16 protein-coding genes and 1 riboswitch are annotated in these 17964 nt (G+C 53.1%); of the genes, 11 read left to right on the top strand and 5 right to left on the bottom strand.

Annotated elements, in window-relative coordinates:
* Positions 1-61: 61 nt before the first annotated feature.
* Together pta and ACQKE4_RS12615 are read right to left on the bottom strand one after the other, a co-directional pair.
* Positions 62-2245 (bottom strand): phosphate acetyltransferase, encoded by a 2184-nt coding sequence (pta, locus tag ACQKE4_RS12620; protein WP_427388729.1) that lies wholly within the window; start codon positions 2243-2245, stop codon positions 62-64.
* Positions 2242-3426 carry an acetate/propionate family kinase gene (locus tag ACQKE4_RS12615; RefSeq protein WP_427388728.1) on the bottom strand — a complete coding sequence of 395 codons (1185 nt, stop codon included), beginning with the start codon at positions 3424-3426 and terminating at the stop codon, positions 2242-2244. Before ACQKE4_RS12615 ends, pta begins: the two co-directional genes overlap by 4 nt.
* A gap of 189 nt (positions 3427-3615) precedes the next feature.
* Here ACQKE4_RS12615 and ACQKE4_RS12610 point away from each other — a divergent pair, with 189 nt between their 5' ends.
* The 7 genes from ACQKE4_RS12610 (at position 3616) to ACQKE4_RS12580 (ending at position 10024) form a co-directional block, all read left to right on the top strand.
* Positions 3616-4536: an EamA family transporter gene (locus tag ACQKE4_RS12610; protein ID WP_427388727.1), complete on the top strand. Its 921-nt coding sequence runs from the start codon at positions 3616-3618 to the stop codon at positions 4534-4536.
* Positions 4537-4612: 76 nt separating this feature from the next.
* Positions 4613-5122, top strand: coding sequence for a porin family protein (locus ACQKE4_RS12605; RefSeq protein WP_427388726.1), 510 nt, complete (start codon positions 4613-4615; stop codon positions 5120-5122).
* A gap of 189 nt (positions 5123-5311) precedes the next feature.
* Positions 5312-5536: a hypothetical protein gene (locus ACQKE4_RS12600; RefSeq protein WP_427388725.1), complete on the top strand. Its 225-nt coding sequence runs from the start codon at positions 5312-5314 to the stop codon at positions 5534-5536.
* Between the two features lie 346 nt (positions 5537-5882).
* Entirely contained in the window at positions 5883-6944 is a 1062-nt protein-coding gene (locus ACQKE4_RS12595) for an HlyD family secretion protein (protein WP_427388724.1), read from the top strand.
* A gap of 25 nt (positions 6945-6969) precedes the next feature.
* On the top strand, positions 6970-8037 hold the full coding sequence (locus ACQKE4_RS12590) for a DUF2955 domain-containing protein (RefSeq protein WP_427388722.1): 1068 nt from the start codon (positions 6970-6972) through the stop codon (positions 8035-8037).
* Between the two features lie 137 nt (positions 8038-8174).
* Positions 8175-8357, top strand: a complete 183-nt coding sequence (locus ACQKE4_RS12585) for a CsbD family protein (protein WP_427388721.1) — start codon at positions 8175-8177, stop codon at positions 8355-8357.
* 587 nt (positions 8358-8944) lie between these two features.
* On the top strand, positions 8945-10024 hold the full coding sequence (locus ACQKE4_RS12580; protein ID WP_427388720.1) for an NAD(P)-dependent alcohol dehydrogenase: 1080 nt from the start codon (positions 8945-8947) through the stop codon (positions 10022-10024).
* A 17-nt stretch (positions 10025-10041) separates the two neighbouring features.
* Here ACQKE4_RS12580 and thiC read toward each other — a convergent pair whose 3' ends face one another.
* Together thiC and tenA are read right to left on the bottom strand one after the other, a co-directional pair.
* Positions 10042-11931, bottom strand: coding sequence for a phosphomethylpyrimidine synthase ThiC (thiC, locus tag ACQKE4_RS12575; protein WP_427388719.1), 1890 nt, complete (start codon positions 11929-11931; stop codon positions 10042-10044).
* A gap of 27 nt (positions 11932-11958) precedes the next feature.
* Positions 11959-12627 carry a thiaminase II gene (tenA, locus tag ACQKE4_RS12570; protein WP_427388718.1) on the bottom strand — a complete coding sequence of 223 codons (669 nt, stop codon included), beginning with the start codon at positions 12625-12627 and terminating at the stop codon, positions 11959-11961.
* 92 nt (positions 12628-12719) lie between these two features.
* Positions 12720-12875: riboswitch (TPP riboswitch) on the bottom strand.
* 231 nt (positions 12876-13106) lie between these two features.
* Between tenA and ACQKE4_RS12565 the strand changes: the two genes are divergently transcribed.
* Entirely contained in the window at positions 13107-13523 is a 417-nt protein-coding gene (locus tag ACQKE4_RS12565; protein WP_427388717.1) for a hypothetical protein, read from the top strand.
* A gap of 468 nt (positions 13524-13991) precedes the next feature.
* Here the strand turns inward: ACQKE4_RS12565 and ACQKE4_RS12560 are convergent, their stop codons facing one another.
* Positions 13992-15035 (bottom strand): IS110 family transposase, encoded by a 1044-nt coding sequence (locus ACQKE4_RS12560; protein WP_427388715.1) that lies wholly within the window; start codon positions 15033-15035, stop codon positions 13992-13994.
* Positions 15036-15205: 170 nt separating this feature from the next.
* Here ACQKE4_RS12560 and ACQKE4_RS12555 point away from each other — a divergent pair, with 170 nt between their 5' ends.
* From ACQKE4_RS12555 to ACQKE4_RS12545, 3 genes are all read left to right on the top strand, one after another.
* A complete protein-coding gene (locus ACQKE4_RS12555) occupies positions 15206-15826 on the top strand; it encodes a LysE family translocator (RefSeq protein ID WP_427388714.1) in 621 nt (206 codons plus the stop codon).
* Positions 15827-15941: 115 nt separating this feature from the next.
* Positions 15942-16991 carry an SH3 domain-containing protein gene (locus tag ACQKE4_RS12550; RefSeq protein ID WP_427388712.1) on the top strand — a complete coding sequence of 350 codons (1050 nt, stop codon included), beginning with the start codon at positions 15942-15944 and terminating at the stop codon, positions 16989-16991.
* Between the two features lie 817 nt (positions 16992-17808).
* Positions 17809-17958, top strand: a complete 150-nt coding sequence (locus ACQKE4_RS12545) for a hypothetical protein (RefSeq protein WP_427388711.1) — start codon at positions 17809-17811, stop codon at positions 17956-17958.
* Positions 17959-17964 lie beyond the last annotated feature (6 nt).

The following is a 17964-nucleotide window of genomic DNA, read 5'->3' as shown; positions in this document are numbered from 1 at the left end:
AAAAACGCCCCGAATAGTTATCTGCTCGGGGCGTTTTGTTGTGTAGGTGTAACGTTAGTGCTTAGCCTTCCCGCTGGCTGGCCTGAATGGCAGTTAGCGCGATGGTGTAGACGATATCGTCGACCAGTGCGCCGCGGGATAGGTCATTCACCGGTTTGTTTAGGCCTTGCAGCATGGGGCCAACACTGACTACGCGGGCGCTACGCTGTACGGCTTTATAGGTGGTATTGCCGGTATTGAGATCGGGGAATACAAATACCGTCGCTTTGCCCGCCACTGGGGAGTCGGGCGCTTTCTGTTTGCCCACACTTTCAATCGCTGCGGCGTCGTACTGGAGCGGGCCATCAATCGCCAAGTGCGGTGCACGCTCTTTGGCAATGCGGGTGGCTTCGCGCACTTTATCCACATCGGCACCGGTGCCGGAGTCGCCGGTGGAGTAGCTGATCATGGCGACCCGTGGTTCGATACCAAACGCCGCAGCGGAGCGAGCACTTTGCAGCGCGATCTCCGCCAGGGTTTCGGCATCAGGGTCGGGATTCACCGCGCAGTCACCGTAGACCACCACCTGTTCCGGCAGCAGCATGAAGAAAATCGACGAGACCTGGTTATACTCCGGGGCAGTTTTAATCAGCTGAAACGCGGGCCGTACGGTGTTGGCGGTGGTGTGCACAGCGCCTGATACCAGACCGTCTACTTCATCCAGCTGTAGCATCATAGTGCCGAGCACAACGTTGTCTTGTAGCTGCGCTTCCGCGGTGAGTTCATTAAGCTTGCCGCGGCGACGCTCCACCATCGGGCCAATGTAGTTCGCGCGGGTACTTTCGGGGTCAATAATGGTCAGCGCTTTCGGCAGCTTTAAGCCCCGGTTACGCGCCACGTTTTCAATATCGTCACGGTTACCTAGCAGCACACAGTCGGCAATGCCGCGTCGCTGGCAGATAATCGCCGCTTCAATCGTGCGCGGCTCATTACCTTCCGGCAGCACTACGCGCTTTTTGGCAAGCTGAGCGAGCTTGACCAACTGATGGCGAAACGCTGAAGGCGACAGGCGGCGGGTATAGCCGCTACTCAGGTTTGCTTTTAGCCAATCCAGATCCATATGGGCAGCGACATAGCGGGCAACCTGTTCGGCGCGCTCGAAATCGTCCATGGGAATTTCGCTGCTTAACTGGCTGAGATTCTGAGCGGTGGTCAAACTGTCGGTTTCCACCGCCAGTACCGGCAGCCCCGTTCTGAGGGCAGGACGACACATCTCAATCATATTGTCGTTGGGGATAAAGCCGTTAGTTAGCAGCACGCCCGCCAACTGGATACCGTTCATAGTGGCCAGGGCTGAAGCCAGCACCACATCGTCGCGATCTCCAGAGGCAACCACTAAACTCCCTGGCTTGAAAATATGCAGCGCATTGGCAGCGCTACGAGCACATAAGCTCGTCGAGAGCACCCGGCGACTAGCAGCGTCACCTTCGTTGAGTAGCTTGGCGTTAAGAGCTCGCGCTACATCCAAGGTTCGCGGCGCACTGAGCGTTTTGCTGTAGGGCACCACGCCAATCAGGTGGAACTTGTCGGTCGCCAAAGCAGGGGAGTACTGCCTTAGTTTGGCGAGAACCGGCTCTTCAAGTTGCGGTTTGATAGTGCCAGGTGCTGCGGAAAGATCGTCTTCCTGACCGTAAGGCAGGTTTTTCATGCGCATCAAAATGCCGCCCAGCGTTCGGCTGGAACTGATGCCACCAAAGCTGCGCGCGTGCATGTCCAACTGGTCGGCCAGGGCCTCGGGCTCGTTCAAGTCACCGGTGCCGACAAGAATAATTCGCGCATTAAGCGCGTTGGCCAACTGGGCGTTAATTTGCGTAGCGTAGGTAGTGTGCTGGGTGGGTACTACGCCTTCTACGACGACTAAATCTAGGGTGCCACCATCGCGCTGAGCTTGATGGGTGAGCTGTTCAAAAAGCTCCACCACGTTTTCCATCAGCTCATCGGTTTGATCATCGCGCAGCAGGCGCTCCAAGCGCGCCTGGGAAATAGGCGAGGGCGGGCGCTGATTAAGTGCCCGTGAGACCAAAGCGGTGGAGCGATCCAGGCCCGGGCCGTTCAGCTCGTTCTGCATAAACGGCTTTAGAAAACCGGCTTTCAGGCCGATGGTATCTAGCGCTTGAATTAACCCCAGGCAGGCGGAAGTAAGGCCAGCGCCCACGCTGGTCGGTACTAACAGAATAGCCTGTGGTTGATCGGGATGTGGGGTCATACGCGTGCCTCTAAGCAGTGGCGGGTTTCCATGGCAATGCGGCCCTCTTCATCGGTAGGAATGACCCACACCTGCGGGCCTTGGTGGCCAGCGCTATCCAGGCAGCCCTCTTTGCCACGAATGGTGGTTTCGTTAGCGCTGACATCTAATGCAAACCCAAAATGAGGCAGCAGGGCAAGCACATTACGACGCACGACAGGCGAGTTTTCGCCGATGCCACCGGTAAAAATCACTCCATCCAACTGAGGCAGCGCGCAGGAGAGCGCGGCTAGTGATTTAGCGATACGGTAGCAGAACACCTCCATAGCCAGCTGTGCGGTGGGGTGGCCCTGCTCGGCGGCTTCTTCAATTTCGCGCATGTCGTTGGTCAAACCTGACAGCCCCAGCAAGCCGCTCTCTTTGTTAAGCACGTTGTCAATTTTGTCCAACGACCAGCCCAATTGGCGGTGCAGGTGAGCGTGCAGGCCTGGGTCCACATCGCCGCTGCGGGTGCCCATTACCAAACCTTCCAGTGGGGTAAGGCCCATGCTGGTATCCTGGCTCTGGTTATTGCATACCGCGCTGGTTGAGCAGCCGTTGCCTAAGTGAGCGGTTAGCCAACCACCGGCACCGCGGGTGCTTAATTCCCCCGCGCGCTGGCTAACAAAGGCATGGCTGGTGCCGTGAAAACCATAACGGCGAATGCCATGCTCAGCGTAAAGACTTTCCGGCAGCGCGTAGCGATAGGCACGGGGCGGCATGGTTTGGTGAAAGGCAGTATCAAATACCGCTACTTGAGGCAGCGTAGGAAAAACGCTTTGGGTTGCCGCAACACCGGCCAAATTGGCTGGGTTATGGAGTGGCGCCAGGGCGGCGGTGGTTTCGATAGCATTAATAACGCTATCATCAATTAACGCTGCCTGGGTGAAGTGTTCACCTCCATGTACGATGCGATGGCCAACCGCACTGGGAACTCGACCTTCCATGCGCTCAAGAATCGCGTTAAGTGCCTGAGTGTGATCGGCATCCGGCAGGGGCTGAGTGAAGCTTTCCCCCGCGCTGTTGTTGCCTTTTAAGCGCGCATCCGGGCTGCCCAAGCGTTCGGCTAGGCCAGCCAGGCGCGGTGCCTCGGGGTCTGAATCAATCAACGCGTATTTAATTGATGAAGAACCACAGTTAATTACCAGCACCGGAGCGTTCATAAAGACCTTTTCGCTAGAAGGTTAGAGAGCAAAGAGATAGACTTTAGTTTAACATGCTGCAGTGCGGAAAAGCAGTGTCTGCATTTCGTTAGCCTTCTATGTAAAAGCCAGGCATGCTGTGGTCTCACGGGCGTTACGCCAGCTACTCACTTTACACCACTTACTCCTTTAATGAGCCGTTCCGTAACTATGTCAGCGTCCCCTTTGCCCAATTTATTACCGCGCCATTTGGCCATTCTATTAATGATGACCGTGGCCACTATGTTCGCTGCCAATCACGTTTCAGCGCGGCTGGCGTTTGATAATGGCACAGGGCTACTGCTAGCGGTATTGACTCGTTCGGGTGTCGCGTGTCTGATTTTGGTAGCGCTGGTTATCGTTCAAAGAAAGCGCCTATGGCTGCCTGCCGGTACTTGGCCGTGGCAGCTAATCGTGGGGCTACTGATTGCAGTTCAAAGCGTTAGCCTTTACTCGGCCGTGGCGAGGCTGCCAGTGGTGATTGCGCTGCTATTAGTTAATACCTTTCCTATTCAGCTGGCGCTGCTTAGTTGGGCATTAGGCGGCCCCCGGCCAACGCTGCGTAGCTGCCTGATTATGGGCACTATTTTAATTGGGTTGCTGGTGGTGCTGGATATTCCTTCGTGGGTTGCCAGTGCCGATGGCATGGGGCCGGGCTGGATAGCGGGTATTGGTTTTGGATTAATGGCCGCTTTTGTGTTTGCCTGTGCGCTTTGGATCACCGAACACCGCTTGGCCGGGGTAGGCAGTACGCTGCGTAGCCTGCTGACCATGCAAACGGTATTTATCGTCATGATCATTGGCGGTATTGCAGGTGTCGTGCCAGGGGGCATGAGCCTGCCTGAAAATAGCGCTGGCTGGTTAGGGCTCGCGCTGCTCGGGTTGCTATATGGTTCGGCTTTTTCGACGCTGTTTATTTTTGTGCCCCGGCTTGATATGGCGCGCAACGCGCCGGTGATGAATATAGAACCAGTGGCTTCTTTGGTGCTTGGTTATTTCGTGCTAGGACAAATGCTTAGCCCCGGCCAGCTAGTGGGCGGCGCCGTGGTGGTGGGCGGAATAGTAGTGCTCAGTTTATCCAAAGGTCGGTAATATTTGCGTTATCCATAGGAATGAACCACAATACATCTGAGTAAGGAAACACTGTTTTTTAACTGAGGTACAACCTATGAAGATGTCCGTATTATCACTCACATCGGCGGCGCTCCTGGTTGGCGCAGGCGCGTTTGCAACGTCTGCTCAAGCACAACAATCCTTCACCTACCCACAAGGATATGTAGGCGGTGACGCGATGTTCTGGAGTCTTGATCCAGACAGAGGCTCTTCCCGCGATGATGTAGGTTTACGTCTACGTGGTGGCGCCCAATTTAATGAATTCTTCGCTGTGGAAGGCCACCTAGGTACCGGCGGCTCCGACGGTGACGCTGAGCTGGATTACTTAGCAGGTGCCTATGCCAAGGGTATTATCCCCGTCGCGCCGGAAGTGCGCCTCTATGGCTTGGCGGGCTTCACGGAAGTAGATTTTGACCGTTCCCGCGAGAGTGGCTTCTCTTATGGCGGCGGCGCAGAGTTCGATGTAGCTCCTAACCTATCATTAGGTGCGGATTACATGCGCTACCTGGATAAATCTGCTTACACCTTTGATGCTGCCAGCGTTGGTTTGCGCTACCGGTTCTGATATTACTGCCTAAATAAAACCCTAAATGCAGAACCCTTATGGCCCAAAAGCCATGAGGGTTTTTTATGTCAATGCCATTAGCCTATTAATTAAACAGTTAATGAACTGTCGCCAAGGCACACCTCTCTTTACGGTGATAAAGGTGGTGATATTACTTTAATAACCTGTATCACCGTAAGAGGATTGACCATGAGTGCTGTTATAGACGCTAATGAGTTGACAATGCTTCACTGTAGCCGTCAAGACGTTATGAATCAGCTCAACAATTCCACCGCTGAAAATTTATTTGTGGCGCAAGCTGATCATTACGCGCCTGAAGATTTCGAGCAGTTAGCAGGCAATATTGGCATGATCACGAAGGCCGTGGGAAAGCTCATAATAGTTTCCTCGGCGGAGAGTTGCCCCAGGATGTAATTACTAGCGATCCTAAGCGTGCTATTGACGCAGCGCTTGATGAAATTCAATAGGTGGCGCATGGTTAAAGCGTCGTGATATGCAACGAGGGCGTTTTCTATGGGCAATGAAATCCCACACCCACCGGCAGCCCTGAAGACGACAGCCTTTACCTTAGAAGCTGGAAAATATACCCACCGGGTTCATCTCGCGAAATATTGCGGCTTCCCAGCTTAACCCTGGTCTCGCTGGTAAGCGTTAGCGCAATTATAAAAAGCAGACAATTTCACAGTAACATTGTTAGCACGCTAATTAATCGTTAGACTAACGTCTATGCATTGATCTGTGCCTAACAAGTGAGCTTCGCATGACCCCTGATCAAACATTTGCCCGCTGGGTGAAGGTGGCGATTGCCGCTTTCGTGCTGCTATTTATCTATTTTTTACTTGCTGACAGCTTTATGCCCATGACCCCGGAGGCCAGGGTGATGCGCCCGGTTACGCGCATTGCGCCGGAACTCAGCGGCCCGGTGAGTGCCGTGTTGGTGAGTGATCACCAGCATGTCGAACAAGGCGATGTGCTGTTTCAGTTAGACCCAGCCCCTTTTCAACTTGCCGTTGACCAAGCGCAGCTGAACCGGGAGCAGGCAGAGCGTGAGAATGCGCGCTTGGAAGCTGAGCTAACCTCCGCTCAGGCTGAACTGGCTTCCGCTCAAGCGACGGCTACCGAACGCCAGGGGGAGCTTCGCCGCGCGGAAACATTGATGGCGCGACAGAGTGTATCCCGCCAGCAGTATGAGCAGCAGGTTGCTACTGAGCGCACCGCACAGGCTAGTGTGGCGGCGGCCAGAGCAAAAATAGTCAGCCTGGAAGTGCAGTTGGGTGACGCAGGTGAGACGAACCTGCGGCTGCGCCAAGCGGACAATGCGCTAGCCCAGGCACAGTTGGATTTGGCTCATACTCAGGTGCGCGCTGCCCAAGCGGGAAGTGTTGCTAATCTACAACTGGAAGTAGGCGACTACGTACAGGCGGGCCAACCAGCCGTCGCGTTGGTGGCAGATGAGATAGACATCATTGCCGATTTTCGTGAAAAGAGTCTGCGCCATGTTGCCCCGGGAGACGTGGCGCGAATTGTGTTCGATGCCTGGCCAGGCCGCGTATTTGATGCACGGGTGGTGGCTATGGATGCCGGGGTGCGCGAAGGGCAGTTGGAGGCAGATGGACAACTGGCTGACATTCCCACCACTGATCGCTGGGTACGCGATGCTCAACGGTTGCGTGTCCATGTAGCGCTAACAGAGCCGACTGCCCACTTACTACCCAGTGGCGCACGCGCCACGGTTCAGCTTCACCCCGGCGATGCCGCCTTGGCCAAGCCGTTTGTATGGCTGCAGGCCCACCTGATCAGCCTGCTGCACTATGTCTATTAATATGTCTATTAATATGTTTCTTAATATGTTGATTAAAAGTGGCAGAGGGCCGCGGGTGGTGCCAAACACTCAGCGGGCTTCACGCTCAGCGTTGACCCAAAATGGCTTGCGGCAGTGCCTGCGCGTAGCAGGGGGCGGGGCACTGGGATTTATTGTTAGCCAGCTAATGGGCTGGAACTATGGGGTGTTTTTTACCGTTTTCCCCATGTTCTTACTGGGTATGGTGCCGATTCTTAATGGTAGTATTATTCGCCAGTTTTTAGCTAACGTTTCGCTGAACGTGCTTGAAGTTAGCCTGGTGGTTGGGCTGCTCAAGCATATGCCGGTGGTGATGACACTGGTGGTGCTGGGTATTTTCTTGTTCCGCTTTAACTTGATGGCAAAAGGGGCGCTGTTTTTATTTGGTGCCAATGGCGTGCTGACGTTAAGCATTCTGCTCCACTTTGCTAGTTACCCGAATGTGGACTTAAGTGATTTATTGGCCAGCAACCTCGCGGCCAGCGGTTTGGCAGTGTTTATCGCCATGCTGATGCATACGCTCTTTCCCGACGTTGAAGCACGTAAGCCACCACCAAGGCCGAGCAAGTCATTGGCACAAATTCGCCATGAAACCCTGATGGGTGGCATAACCGCCACGCTCTCTTTTGTCGTGTTTCAGGTATTTGACTTGCAAGGCTCACTTTCTGCGCAGATGGCGACCATCCTTGTGCTTTTCGCGTTGGGCTACTCCGGCGCAAAAATCTCCGCTACTAAGCGTGCCATAGGAACACTATTAGGGTGTAATTTAGCGCTACTGATGCAGCTATTACTCTATACCCAGAGCCACCACTTCTTACTGGTGATATGGCTTTACTGGCTGGGCTTGATGCTCTTCGCCCGGGAGCATGTATATGAAGGCGCTGGGTCTGGCGTGGGGTTTGGTGGCCTGACGACGTTGGGGATTCTGTTTGGGCAGTCGCTAGGACCGCAGCAAGACCTGGTTTACAGCGCGCTGTATCGTTTTTCATCCATGAGTGTGGCCTTGACGCTCACACTGCTGGTGATAGCTTGCCTGCATGTATTCTTGAATCTTTGGGCGCCTACGCGCTATTAAAAATAAACCTTTTATAAAAAATTAGCGCAACTTTTTGAATAAAAGCTACTCTGAGTGAGTGTCGACGTGTGATTCGTAGTGCAACGCACACTTTCATACACGACGTTTTCCCTACTAACGGATTAGAGGTGTTCGTCATGACTGATAGCAAAACTGATAAAGCAAAAGGTACAGCTAACAAAGCATCTGGCAAAGTAAAAGAAGCTGCAGGCAAAGCGACTGGCAGCACTAAAACAGAAGCTAACGGTAAAGCCCAGCAGGCGAAAGGCGAACTGCAGAAAGGCAAAGGTGAAGCCAAAGAACAACTGAAGAAAAAGTAATCTAGTTTTGTTAGCGGTAATACAGGGGCCTTTGGGCTCCTGTATGCGTTGTAGCCTTCCTAATCTATAACGCAATTCGATGATAACGTTTGTGCAGGTAGAGCCAGTGGCTTAGCCATCAGTGATCATGAGTCATGCCGCTACCGCCAACGGCGACAATATTGAACGGTTTTCCTTCCAGCGCCATCTGATCAACTTTCTCAAAGCTCTGTATTTACGAAATGCAGTGTTTCTGTTGCTGGATCTGTTACGACGATGTTATCTCCCGCCAATCGATACGAGGGCGCGGATCGTTCCAATGGCCATCCATCGAGTATGGTTCGGTTAAGCGCAGTGATTGTGTTAACTCGCCACTCAACAGTATCTTCACCATCAACCCACTGGGCGATATAGCCTTGCTGTTCAACAAAGTGAGCAGATCAATCCCCCGCGAGCTCAATATCTAAAAGTGCTGGCGAGCTGATATCAATAAATTGAAGGGCAGGCTTTTCCTGCCTATCGAAAGCTTGATTTAGCGCAATCTTCCCCGTTATCAGCTATGCCTTAATGGTGATGTGTCATGACTCCCCTCACCGAGGAAGCGTCCCATGCCTACCATGATGAAAGCGGCCATCTTCGTTGAACCCGGCCGTATCGAGATTGACGACAAACCCATTCCCGAGATCGGCCCCAACGATGCCCTGATGCGCGTGACCACGACAACGATCTGCGGCACCGATATCCATATCCTAAAAGGCGAATACCCAGTAGAGCGCGGCTTAACCATCGGCCACGAGCCGGTGGGCGTTATTGAAAAACTAGGTGCCAACGTTAAGGGTTACCAAGAGGGGCAGCGGGTCATCGCCGGTGCGATCTGCCCCAGTTTTACCTCCTACGCCTGCCAGGATGACTGCTGCTCGCAAGATGGCGGCCACCACGGCCACGGTTACAAACCGATGGGCGGCTGGCGCTTTGGCAATACCATTGACGGCGCCCAGGCGGAATACCTTTTGGTGCCCGATGCCCAGGCCAACCTCTCGCCAGTGCCAGACGGCCTAACCGACGAACAAGTGCTGATGTGCCCAGATATTATGTCGACGGGCTTTGCCGGTGCCGAAGCTGCTGGTATCAAAATCGGCGATATCGTCGTGGTATTTGCCCAAGGCCCGATTGGTTTATGCGCGACCGCAGGGGCAAAGCTGCGCGGGGCAGGGATGATTATTGCGGTAGACGGCGTTGATGAGCGTCTGACCATGGCCAAGCAGATGGGCGCGGATGTAATGCTGGATTTTCGCAAGGTTGATGTGGTCGAGGAAATCCTCAAGCTGACTGGTGGGCGTGGTGTCGATTGCGCCATTGAAGCGCTCGGCCTACAGCAGACCTTTGAGTCCGCTTTGCGGGTACTAAAACCCGGCGGAACGCTATCTAGCCTTGGTGTTTACTCCCAAGACCTAACGATTCCGCTGGGTGCTTTCTGTGCGGGCCTGGGTGACCACAAGATCATTACTTCGCTGTGCCCCGGCGGCAAAGAGCGCATGCGCAGGCTGATGAGCATCATTGCCGCCGGCCGGTTGGATCTTGGCCCCATGGTTACCCATCGCTACGCGCTGGAGAATATCGTCGAGGCCTACGACCTCTTCTCCCACCAGCGCGATGGCGTATTGAAAGTGGCGCTTGAAGTCTCTTAACCACCCCAGACAGCGGGCTACACCTCCTGGTATAGCTCGCTGCCTTTCTGGCGAAACTTCTCCGCCTGCTCTTCCATGCCTTTCATTACTGCTTCCTGATCGCCGTTTAGGCCGTGCTCATTTGCATAGTCTCGCACCTCTTGGCTGATCTTCATGGAGCAGAACTTCGGCCCGCACATCGAGCAGAAGTGCGCCACCTTGGCGGAGTCCTTCGGCAGGGTTTCGTCGTGGTATTCACGGGCGGTATCCGGGTCTAGGCCCAGGTTGAACTGGTCTTCCCAGCGGAACTCGAAGCGCGCCTTGGAGAGTGCGTTATCGCGCCGTTGTGCCGCCGGGTGGCCTTTGGCTAAATCCGCTGCGTGTGCAGCAATCTTGTAAGTGATAATGCCGGTTTTAACGTCGTCTTTATTCGGCAAGCCCAGGTGTTCTTTGGGGGTGACATAGCAGAGCATCGCGCAGCCAAACCAGCCGATCATCGCCGCCCCAATGCCTGAGGTGATGTGGTCGTAGCCGGGGGCGATATCCGTCACCAACGGGCCGAGGGTGTAGAAGGGTGCTTCGTCGCAGTACTCCAGCTGCTTATCCATATTCTCTTTTACCAGATGCATGGGCACATGGCCGGGGCCTTCAATCATTACCTGTACATCGTGCTTCCAGGCGATATGGGTAAGCTCACCGAGGGTTTTAAGCTCCGCCATTTGCGCTTCATCGTTGGCATCCGCCACTGAGCCGGGGCGCAGGCCATCGCCGAGTGAGAACGCCACGTCGTACTGCTTGCAGATCTCGCAGATCTCCTCGAAGTGGGTGTACAGGAAGCTCTCCTGGTGATGGTACAAACACCACTTGGCCATAATCGAGCCGCCGCGGCTGACAATGCCGGTGACCCGCTTGGCGGTGAGCGGCACATAGCGCAGCAGCACGCCCGCGTGAATGGTGAAGTAGTCCACGCCTTGTTCGGCCTGCTCGATCAGTGTATCGCGGAACACTTCCCAGGTGAGGTCTTCGGCCACGCCTTTGACCTTTTCCAGCGCCTGATAGATAGGCACCGTGCCAATCGGCACCGGCGAGTTGCGCAGTATCCACTCGCGGGTTTCATGGATATTCTGGCCGGTGGAGAGATCCATGATGGTATCCGCGCCCCAGCGGATGCCCCAGGTCATCTTGTCCACTTCTTCCTCAATGGAAGAGGTGACCGCCGAGTTGCCCAGGTTGCCGTTGATCTTCACCAGGAAGTTACGGCCAATAATCATCGGCTCGCTTTCCGGATGGTTGATGTTGTTGGGAATAATTGCCCGCCCACGTGCTACCTCGTCGCGCACAAACTCCGGCGTGATCTCTTCCGGCAGGCTGGCACCAAAGTTCTGGCCAGGATGCTGGTGGCCCAGAATACGCTCTACTTCTGCGGTACCTAGCGCCTGGCGGCGCTGGTTTTCGCGAATGGCAATAAACTCCATTTCCGGCGTGATGATGCCCAGGCGGGCGTAGTGCAGTTGGGTCACGTTTTTGCCCGCTTTCGCCCGGCGTGGCGTGCGGGTTAAATCAAAGCGTAGCTGGGCAAGGGTCGGATCGTTGGCGCGGCGGTTGCCGTAATCAGACGTGGGGCCTGATAGAAACTCGGTGTCGTCCCGCGCTTCAATCCAGGCGCGGCGCAGTGCTGGCAGACCCCGGCGTAGATCAATCTGGGCATCGGGGTCGGTGTAAGGGCCGGAGGTGTCGTACACCAGTAGCGGCGGGTTCTCCTCATCAATGCCGGTGGTTTTGGTCGGCGACAGAGTGATCTCCCGAAACGGCACGCGGATATCTGGCTGCGAGCCTTCGATATACACCTTCCGCGAGCCGGGCAGCGGCTGAATGGCGGCGGCATCGACCTGGGCGGTTTCGGCTAAAAAGTGACTGGTTTTACTCATGGTTAGCTTCCTTATGGTTGTTGGGAATTACGTCGTAAGGTCGAGGCCCATCTGCCAGAAGTCGATTTCCAGCCGGGTGGCATCGCGGAAAATTTTGCTCAGTTCAGCAAAGCGGGCGGACGACACATCGGCAAGGCGAGCGTTGAGCCATTCAAGCTCCGCCTGCATGGCGGCCTGAAACTCCTCGCCTTCGTACATGGCAATCCAGGCATCAAAAGGGTTTTGTGTACCGCGCAGGGTAGAAGGCTGGGCGTTCAGCCAGTTGGCGATTTCGCCATAGCCGACTAGGCAGGGGGCCAGCGCCACATGCAAATCCAGCAGGTCGCCACGGTTGCCGGTATCCAACACATAGCGTGTATAAGCCAGCGTGGCCCTGGCTTCGGGAAGCTCTGCCAATTCTTGTTCTGAAATCCCCCACTCCTGACAAAAGCCCACGTGCAGGCCCAACTCCACATCCACAATGGCTTTTAGGCCTTCGTGGGCCTGGCGAAGATCGGCGAGGGTGGGGCTTTTATAGGCAGCCAACGCATAGGCGCGGGCGAAGTGAATCAAGAACAGGTAATCCTGCTTCAGGTAGTGGCGAAACGACGCTTCAGGCAGTGTGGCGGTGCCTAGCTGACGCACAAAATCGTGCGCAATATAGGCGCGCCAATCCTGCTGGCAGGCGGTGGTGAGATCAGTAAAGCGGTAGCCCATGATGCCTCCGGTGATAATGATCCGGAGGGCAGGCGTATAAAAGATCGAGGAAATGGCCCTGAAGGTGGCGTGCGATCATAAGAGAGAGCTAGCCATGGCCATCGCTTGATCCCTACGCCGGTACCTGCGCCGCTCGTTATATGAGCAACGCATTAGCCGGATCAGGTTCAGCGGGACCAGCGCTTGGGAGCCAAAAGCCCACCCTGCGCCATCTCAGCCGGATATCACCGGCACCCCGTCAAGCTGTTCGTTGGTGGAGTGTAGGAGGCGGGTGGGGGAGATGCAAGAGGTCATGATTGGAAATGGTCAATCGCGCAAGCTGCGACTTTTGGGTAAGTGGCCAAAATTGGCTTTGCTATCAAGGGAATCAATGGGTAAGGTCGATATGGTTAGCCGCATAACCTCAATGAACGCGTCGTCTCGTTCATTGAGGTTATGCGACTGGATGTGTAATCACTGTTATGCATAAGGAGGGCAAGGTGCTGAATTCCGTAATACAGGAAGAAACTACAGGATGCGGAATCGCGTCGGTTGCCAACATTCTGAGCAAGACCTATTTGGAAATGAAAGCCACAGCAAATGCTATGGGCATCCAAGCGGAAGACAAATCGCTTTGGTCTGATACCCAATATGTAAGGAAAATGCTGTCTCATGCTGGAGTCGAGACGTCTCCCGATGAAACTCCTTTTGAGTCTTGGGGTGCATTACCCGACTTGGCATTGCTTTCTATCAAGCATCATCAAGAAGATGGGAAAAATTTCTGGCACTGGGTCGTTTTCAAGCGTGTAGGTGGTAAGGATTATGTGCTGGACTCAGCAAGTTACCTGCCATCAAATATTCGAACGGACTTTAATGAGATGCATCCCAAGTGGTTCATCGCGGTCCAAAATGCATAACCCCTATGAGCCTTCTCTCTGTCAATAGACCGCAGTGTTTTTATTGGCCGCGTGAGCGGCCAATATCAAGTCCCTGAGCCAGTGATCCTACTTCATCTGTCATCGTTGGCTGTTGGTGGCTTACAGCAAACACCTATTGAGGCTCTCTAACGTGGTGGTTCACCACTGCCAAACCGGGTTGCTCCTTGCAGGTGGGTCTGGGGCACTAGACATTCATCGGTTAACCAGCATCTGTCCTATTCAAACAGCGGGTTACTTTATAGTCCCAGTTAGTTTCAGGTTCAGCGCCGGTGTAAACCCACTCGCTCAGGGTGTTGATGCACGCCAGCAGGATGGATAATCAAAGCGACGGGCTTCGAGTTGGGTGTAGAAGTCGGGTTTCAGATCTCAAGATCAGTCAGCAGACACCCTGTTTCAGCACACTTCATGATGATCCCGTTAGACGTTGATCATCATCCTGCTGCGTGACTAACTCGTTAAAAAGCGTTGTTCATCAAATACCTTTTCGTGCTTTAACATGAAATAGACCGCACGCCCCAGCTTGTGGGCCAGAGCCGATAAAGCTTTGGCTTTACTCATGCGTTTCTGTAAACGTTGCAACAGCTTTTGTGCACCTGGATTGCCGCGCAGATAAAGCACCGCAGCCTCAGAAAAAGCCCACTTCAGATGGGCATTACCAATCTTGTTGCCCTGGGTGCCATAGGTCTTACCGGCTGATTCGGCTTTGCACTTGATCAGTCGGGAATAGGAGGCAAACTTCTGGACAGATTCAAAACGTCGAATATCACCCACTTCATACAGAATGGTGAGGGCCAGAATACGGCCAACGCCGGGAATGGTTATTAATAAGTGGTAGTAGGTCGGCTGATGCTTTTTGGCCTGCTTTTCCAATAGCCATTCCACCTGGCTTAGTTCCCGGTGGTAGCACTCTAAAACGGCCATATCTAGATCGATATTGCGCTGAACGAGCGGGTCATCAAAGGTTCTGCCCAATTGTTCTCTGGCACTGACATTTTTCAAATTGACTTTGTTGGGTGGCAGGTTGTACTGACTCGTTGTGTTGACAACATGGGCTTTGAGATCAGCGCCGTGGCGAACGAGCCCAGTTCGGCGGCGAAGTAGGTCACGGGTAGCTCGCATGCTGCGTGGGTAGGCATAAGCGAGGGGAAAATTACCGCCTCGAATAAGCGCCGCAATTTTGTAAGAATCCACGCGGTCATTCTTGGTTTTACCGCCATGAATGGCCTTCATATAAAGGGCATGGCCGAGAATGAAAGCAATGCCCTGGTCTTCACAGAAATCGGCGATCCAGTACCAGCAGTGCATGCATTCGACGCCGATGATCAGATCGTCCAGGTAGGGTTCGATCAGATGAAGCAGAGGTTCTGGTTTAGCTGGAATCTCTTTATGCAGAAGGGTTTCGCCCTGCTGATCCAGGATGCAGACATACAGGCTACGGGCATGCAGATCAATGCCACAGTAGTGACGATGAGTGCTATTGTAAAAGTTCATTGAGTCTTCTCCTGTTAGGTTTGGTCGCCTTTTCAGCTTAGCCAAACAGGCTGAGCTGGGGGGAGAAGGCTCAATGAGTATCAAGGCCAAGCACGGCGACAGCTTTTTCGTTGTGGCTTCGCCTTCACTACAAAGCTGCGCGTGTTGGCAGCGTTAAAGGAGAATCAGTTGTGACTTTAATGACCATCCTGTTATTCATACCAGCATGTTTTGCTTTGAACATGGCACCTGGTCCCAATAACCTGCTTTCGATGGCGAACGCAAAGCGCTACGGCATTAAGGCCGCCTGTTATGCTGGCTTAGGCCGTTTGGTCGCATTTGTGGGCATGATCACGCTTGCTGCTACAGGGCTAGCAACAGTGCTGTATACGTCTGAAAAATTATTTCTCGCTATAAAAGTAGTAGGAGGGCTCTATCTACTTTGGCTGGCCTTTCAGTTGTGGACTGCAGACCCAACCGACGATGGGAACGAAGCTCTGGGTGGAAAAAGCCTTTTCCAACTGGCAAGGCAAGAATTCTTTCTGGCGGCAGGGAACCCCAAGGCTATTTTGATTTTTACAGCTTTCCTGCCTCAGTTTGTTGACCCTACAGGCTCTGTTGGATTCCAGTTCTTGATATTAGGTGTGCTGTTTTTAATGCTTGAGTGGGTAGCAATAGCCGGGTATGCATTTTTTGGCAAAGCGCTGCGCCATTGGTTCTCCCGCCCTTCTATGCGTCGCCTATTCAATAGAATTTGTGCTGGACTACTTGGTAGTGCTGGGGTTGGGCTTTTACTGGCTCGTCGTGAATGAACTAACAATGCAATTAAATTCGCTCCCTGCGGTCGCCGGACGCTCGTTCCTCGCTCCGTTTATTGCGGGCGTTAGATTTCTAGGCTCCTGCTAAGACGGAAGATCATATAGAACCATGGATAAAAGTATCGAAAATATCATCAATCCGTCTTGGCTGGAGTCAATAAGGAAGATGGAAAAGCAATTTAGTCTTGCTGCTTCGGTGTTTCAGGAACCTGAAACACTGCGAACAATAAGAAAGCTCAGTGAGACCACAAGGCTGGCATCCTTGGCTTTTAACCAGTCAGAATTAATGAAATCCGCTCGGATTGCAGCCGACAGTAGCAGACTCGCTTCGCTTGCCTTCCACGAATCGGATGCCATGAAGTCTATTAGGCATTTGACAGAATCAAGTCGGCTGGCAACGTTAGCTATACAAGAATCGGATGCTATGAGGTCTTTTAAGGCTGTAGCTGAATCGGTTCGACTATCCTCTCTAGCGTTTCAGCAGTCTGAAACTGCGAAGCAGCTGCAAAGTTTTGCAAAAACAAGCCAGCTTGCATCAATTGCCTTGCAGCAATCTGAAGCATTTAAACAAATATCTCAGATTAGTAACTTGGCGTCATTTAAAGCTTTGGCTAGTCTAGATAACAGCCCATTTCCTCAAAGTGCAGTCTTGGCCTTCGCATCGGAAATGAGTAACACCGACATAATAGATGAATCTCTTAAAGAGATAGATGCTCAATTAAGCGCAGAGATATATTCACAAACAGACTTTAATGCGCTATCTGACAAAACTAAGAGCATCTTACTCTATTTATATCACTATTATTTTTTGCCGATTTTACTCAGCTGCTTATCTGCTTACATGATGGCCAACGCAATAGAAGCAAGAAAAGAGCTAGAGTCGATATCTACACCTGCCGAGGTCAGGCAATTTACTCGCGCACCTAATCATAATTTTGAGCGATCTTCGTTAAAAAGGTTTCGTGTCACAACAGTACAATCTCTTAATTTTAGAGAAGGCCCCAGTATGAAATCTGAAATAATAACGACTTTGCCAATTGGTTCGTTGCTTGAGGTAATAGATAAGTCCCACCGTTCATGGCTTTTAGTCGAAGTGGAGATTGATGGAGCGCTTGAGCAAGGCTGGGTGTCGAGACGCTATACAGTATATTTTAAATGAATCTAACACCTATGAGCCTTCTCTCTGTCAATAGACCGCAGTGTTTTTTATTGGCCGCGTGATCGGCCAATATCAAGGCCTTGAGCCAGGGATCCTACTTCATCTGTCATCGTTGGCTGTTGGTGGCTTACAGCAAACACCTATTGAGGCTCTCTAACGTGGTGGTTCACCACTGCCAAACCGGGTTGCTCCTTGCAGGTTAGTCTGGGGCACTAGACATTCATCGGTTAACCAGCATCTGTCCTATTCAAACAGCGGGTTACTTTATAGTCCCAGTTAGTTTCAGGTTCAGCGCCGGTGTAAGCCCACTCGCTCAGGGTGTTGATGCACGCCAGCAGGATGGATAATCAAAGCGACGGGCTTCGAGTTGGGTGTAGAAGTCGGGTTTCAGATCTCAAGATCAGTCAGCAGACACCCTGTTTCAGCACACTCCATGATGATCCAGTTAGACGTTGATCATCATCCTGCTGCGTGACTAACTCGTTAAAAAGCGTTGTTCATCAAATGTAGTGACGATGAGTGCTATTGTAAAAATTCATTGAGTCTTCTCCTGTTAGGTTTGGTCGCCTTTTCAGCTTAGCCAAACAGGCTGAGCTGGGGGAGAAGGCTCAATGAGTATCAAGGCCGGGCACGGCGACGGCTTTTCCGTTGCAGCTACGCCTCCACTACAACGCCGCGCGTGCTGGCGGCGTTACCCCTTTCACTCATTCACCTTGCAAAACTCCGTCAATGACGTATAGTTGTTTTCATGTTTACAACATCGAAACCCTTACATTCGAAGCGGATGCCAGAAAGATCTGGACCGAGGAGGAGCGAAGTGCATTTTTCGCCTGGTTGGCAGCTAATCCTGAAGTTGGCGACCCCATTCCTGGCAGTGGTGCGTATTCCGGCGAACGTGACCGGTCATTCCGGTGATCGTGATCGATTTGCACACGGCCTTCACGCTGGAGAGAGTTTTGTACGCTGAGCGGTC

Source organism: Halomonas sp. NPDC076908 (assembly GCF_050269715.1).
Classification (GTDB): Bacteria; Pseudomonadota; Gammaproteobacteria; order Pseudomonadales; family Halomonadaceae; genus Vreelandella.
The sequence above is the reverse complement of the archived record's forward strand: the minus strand, read 5'-3'. Positions and strand labels throughout refer to the sequence as shown.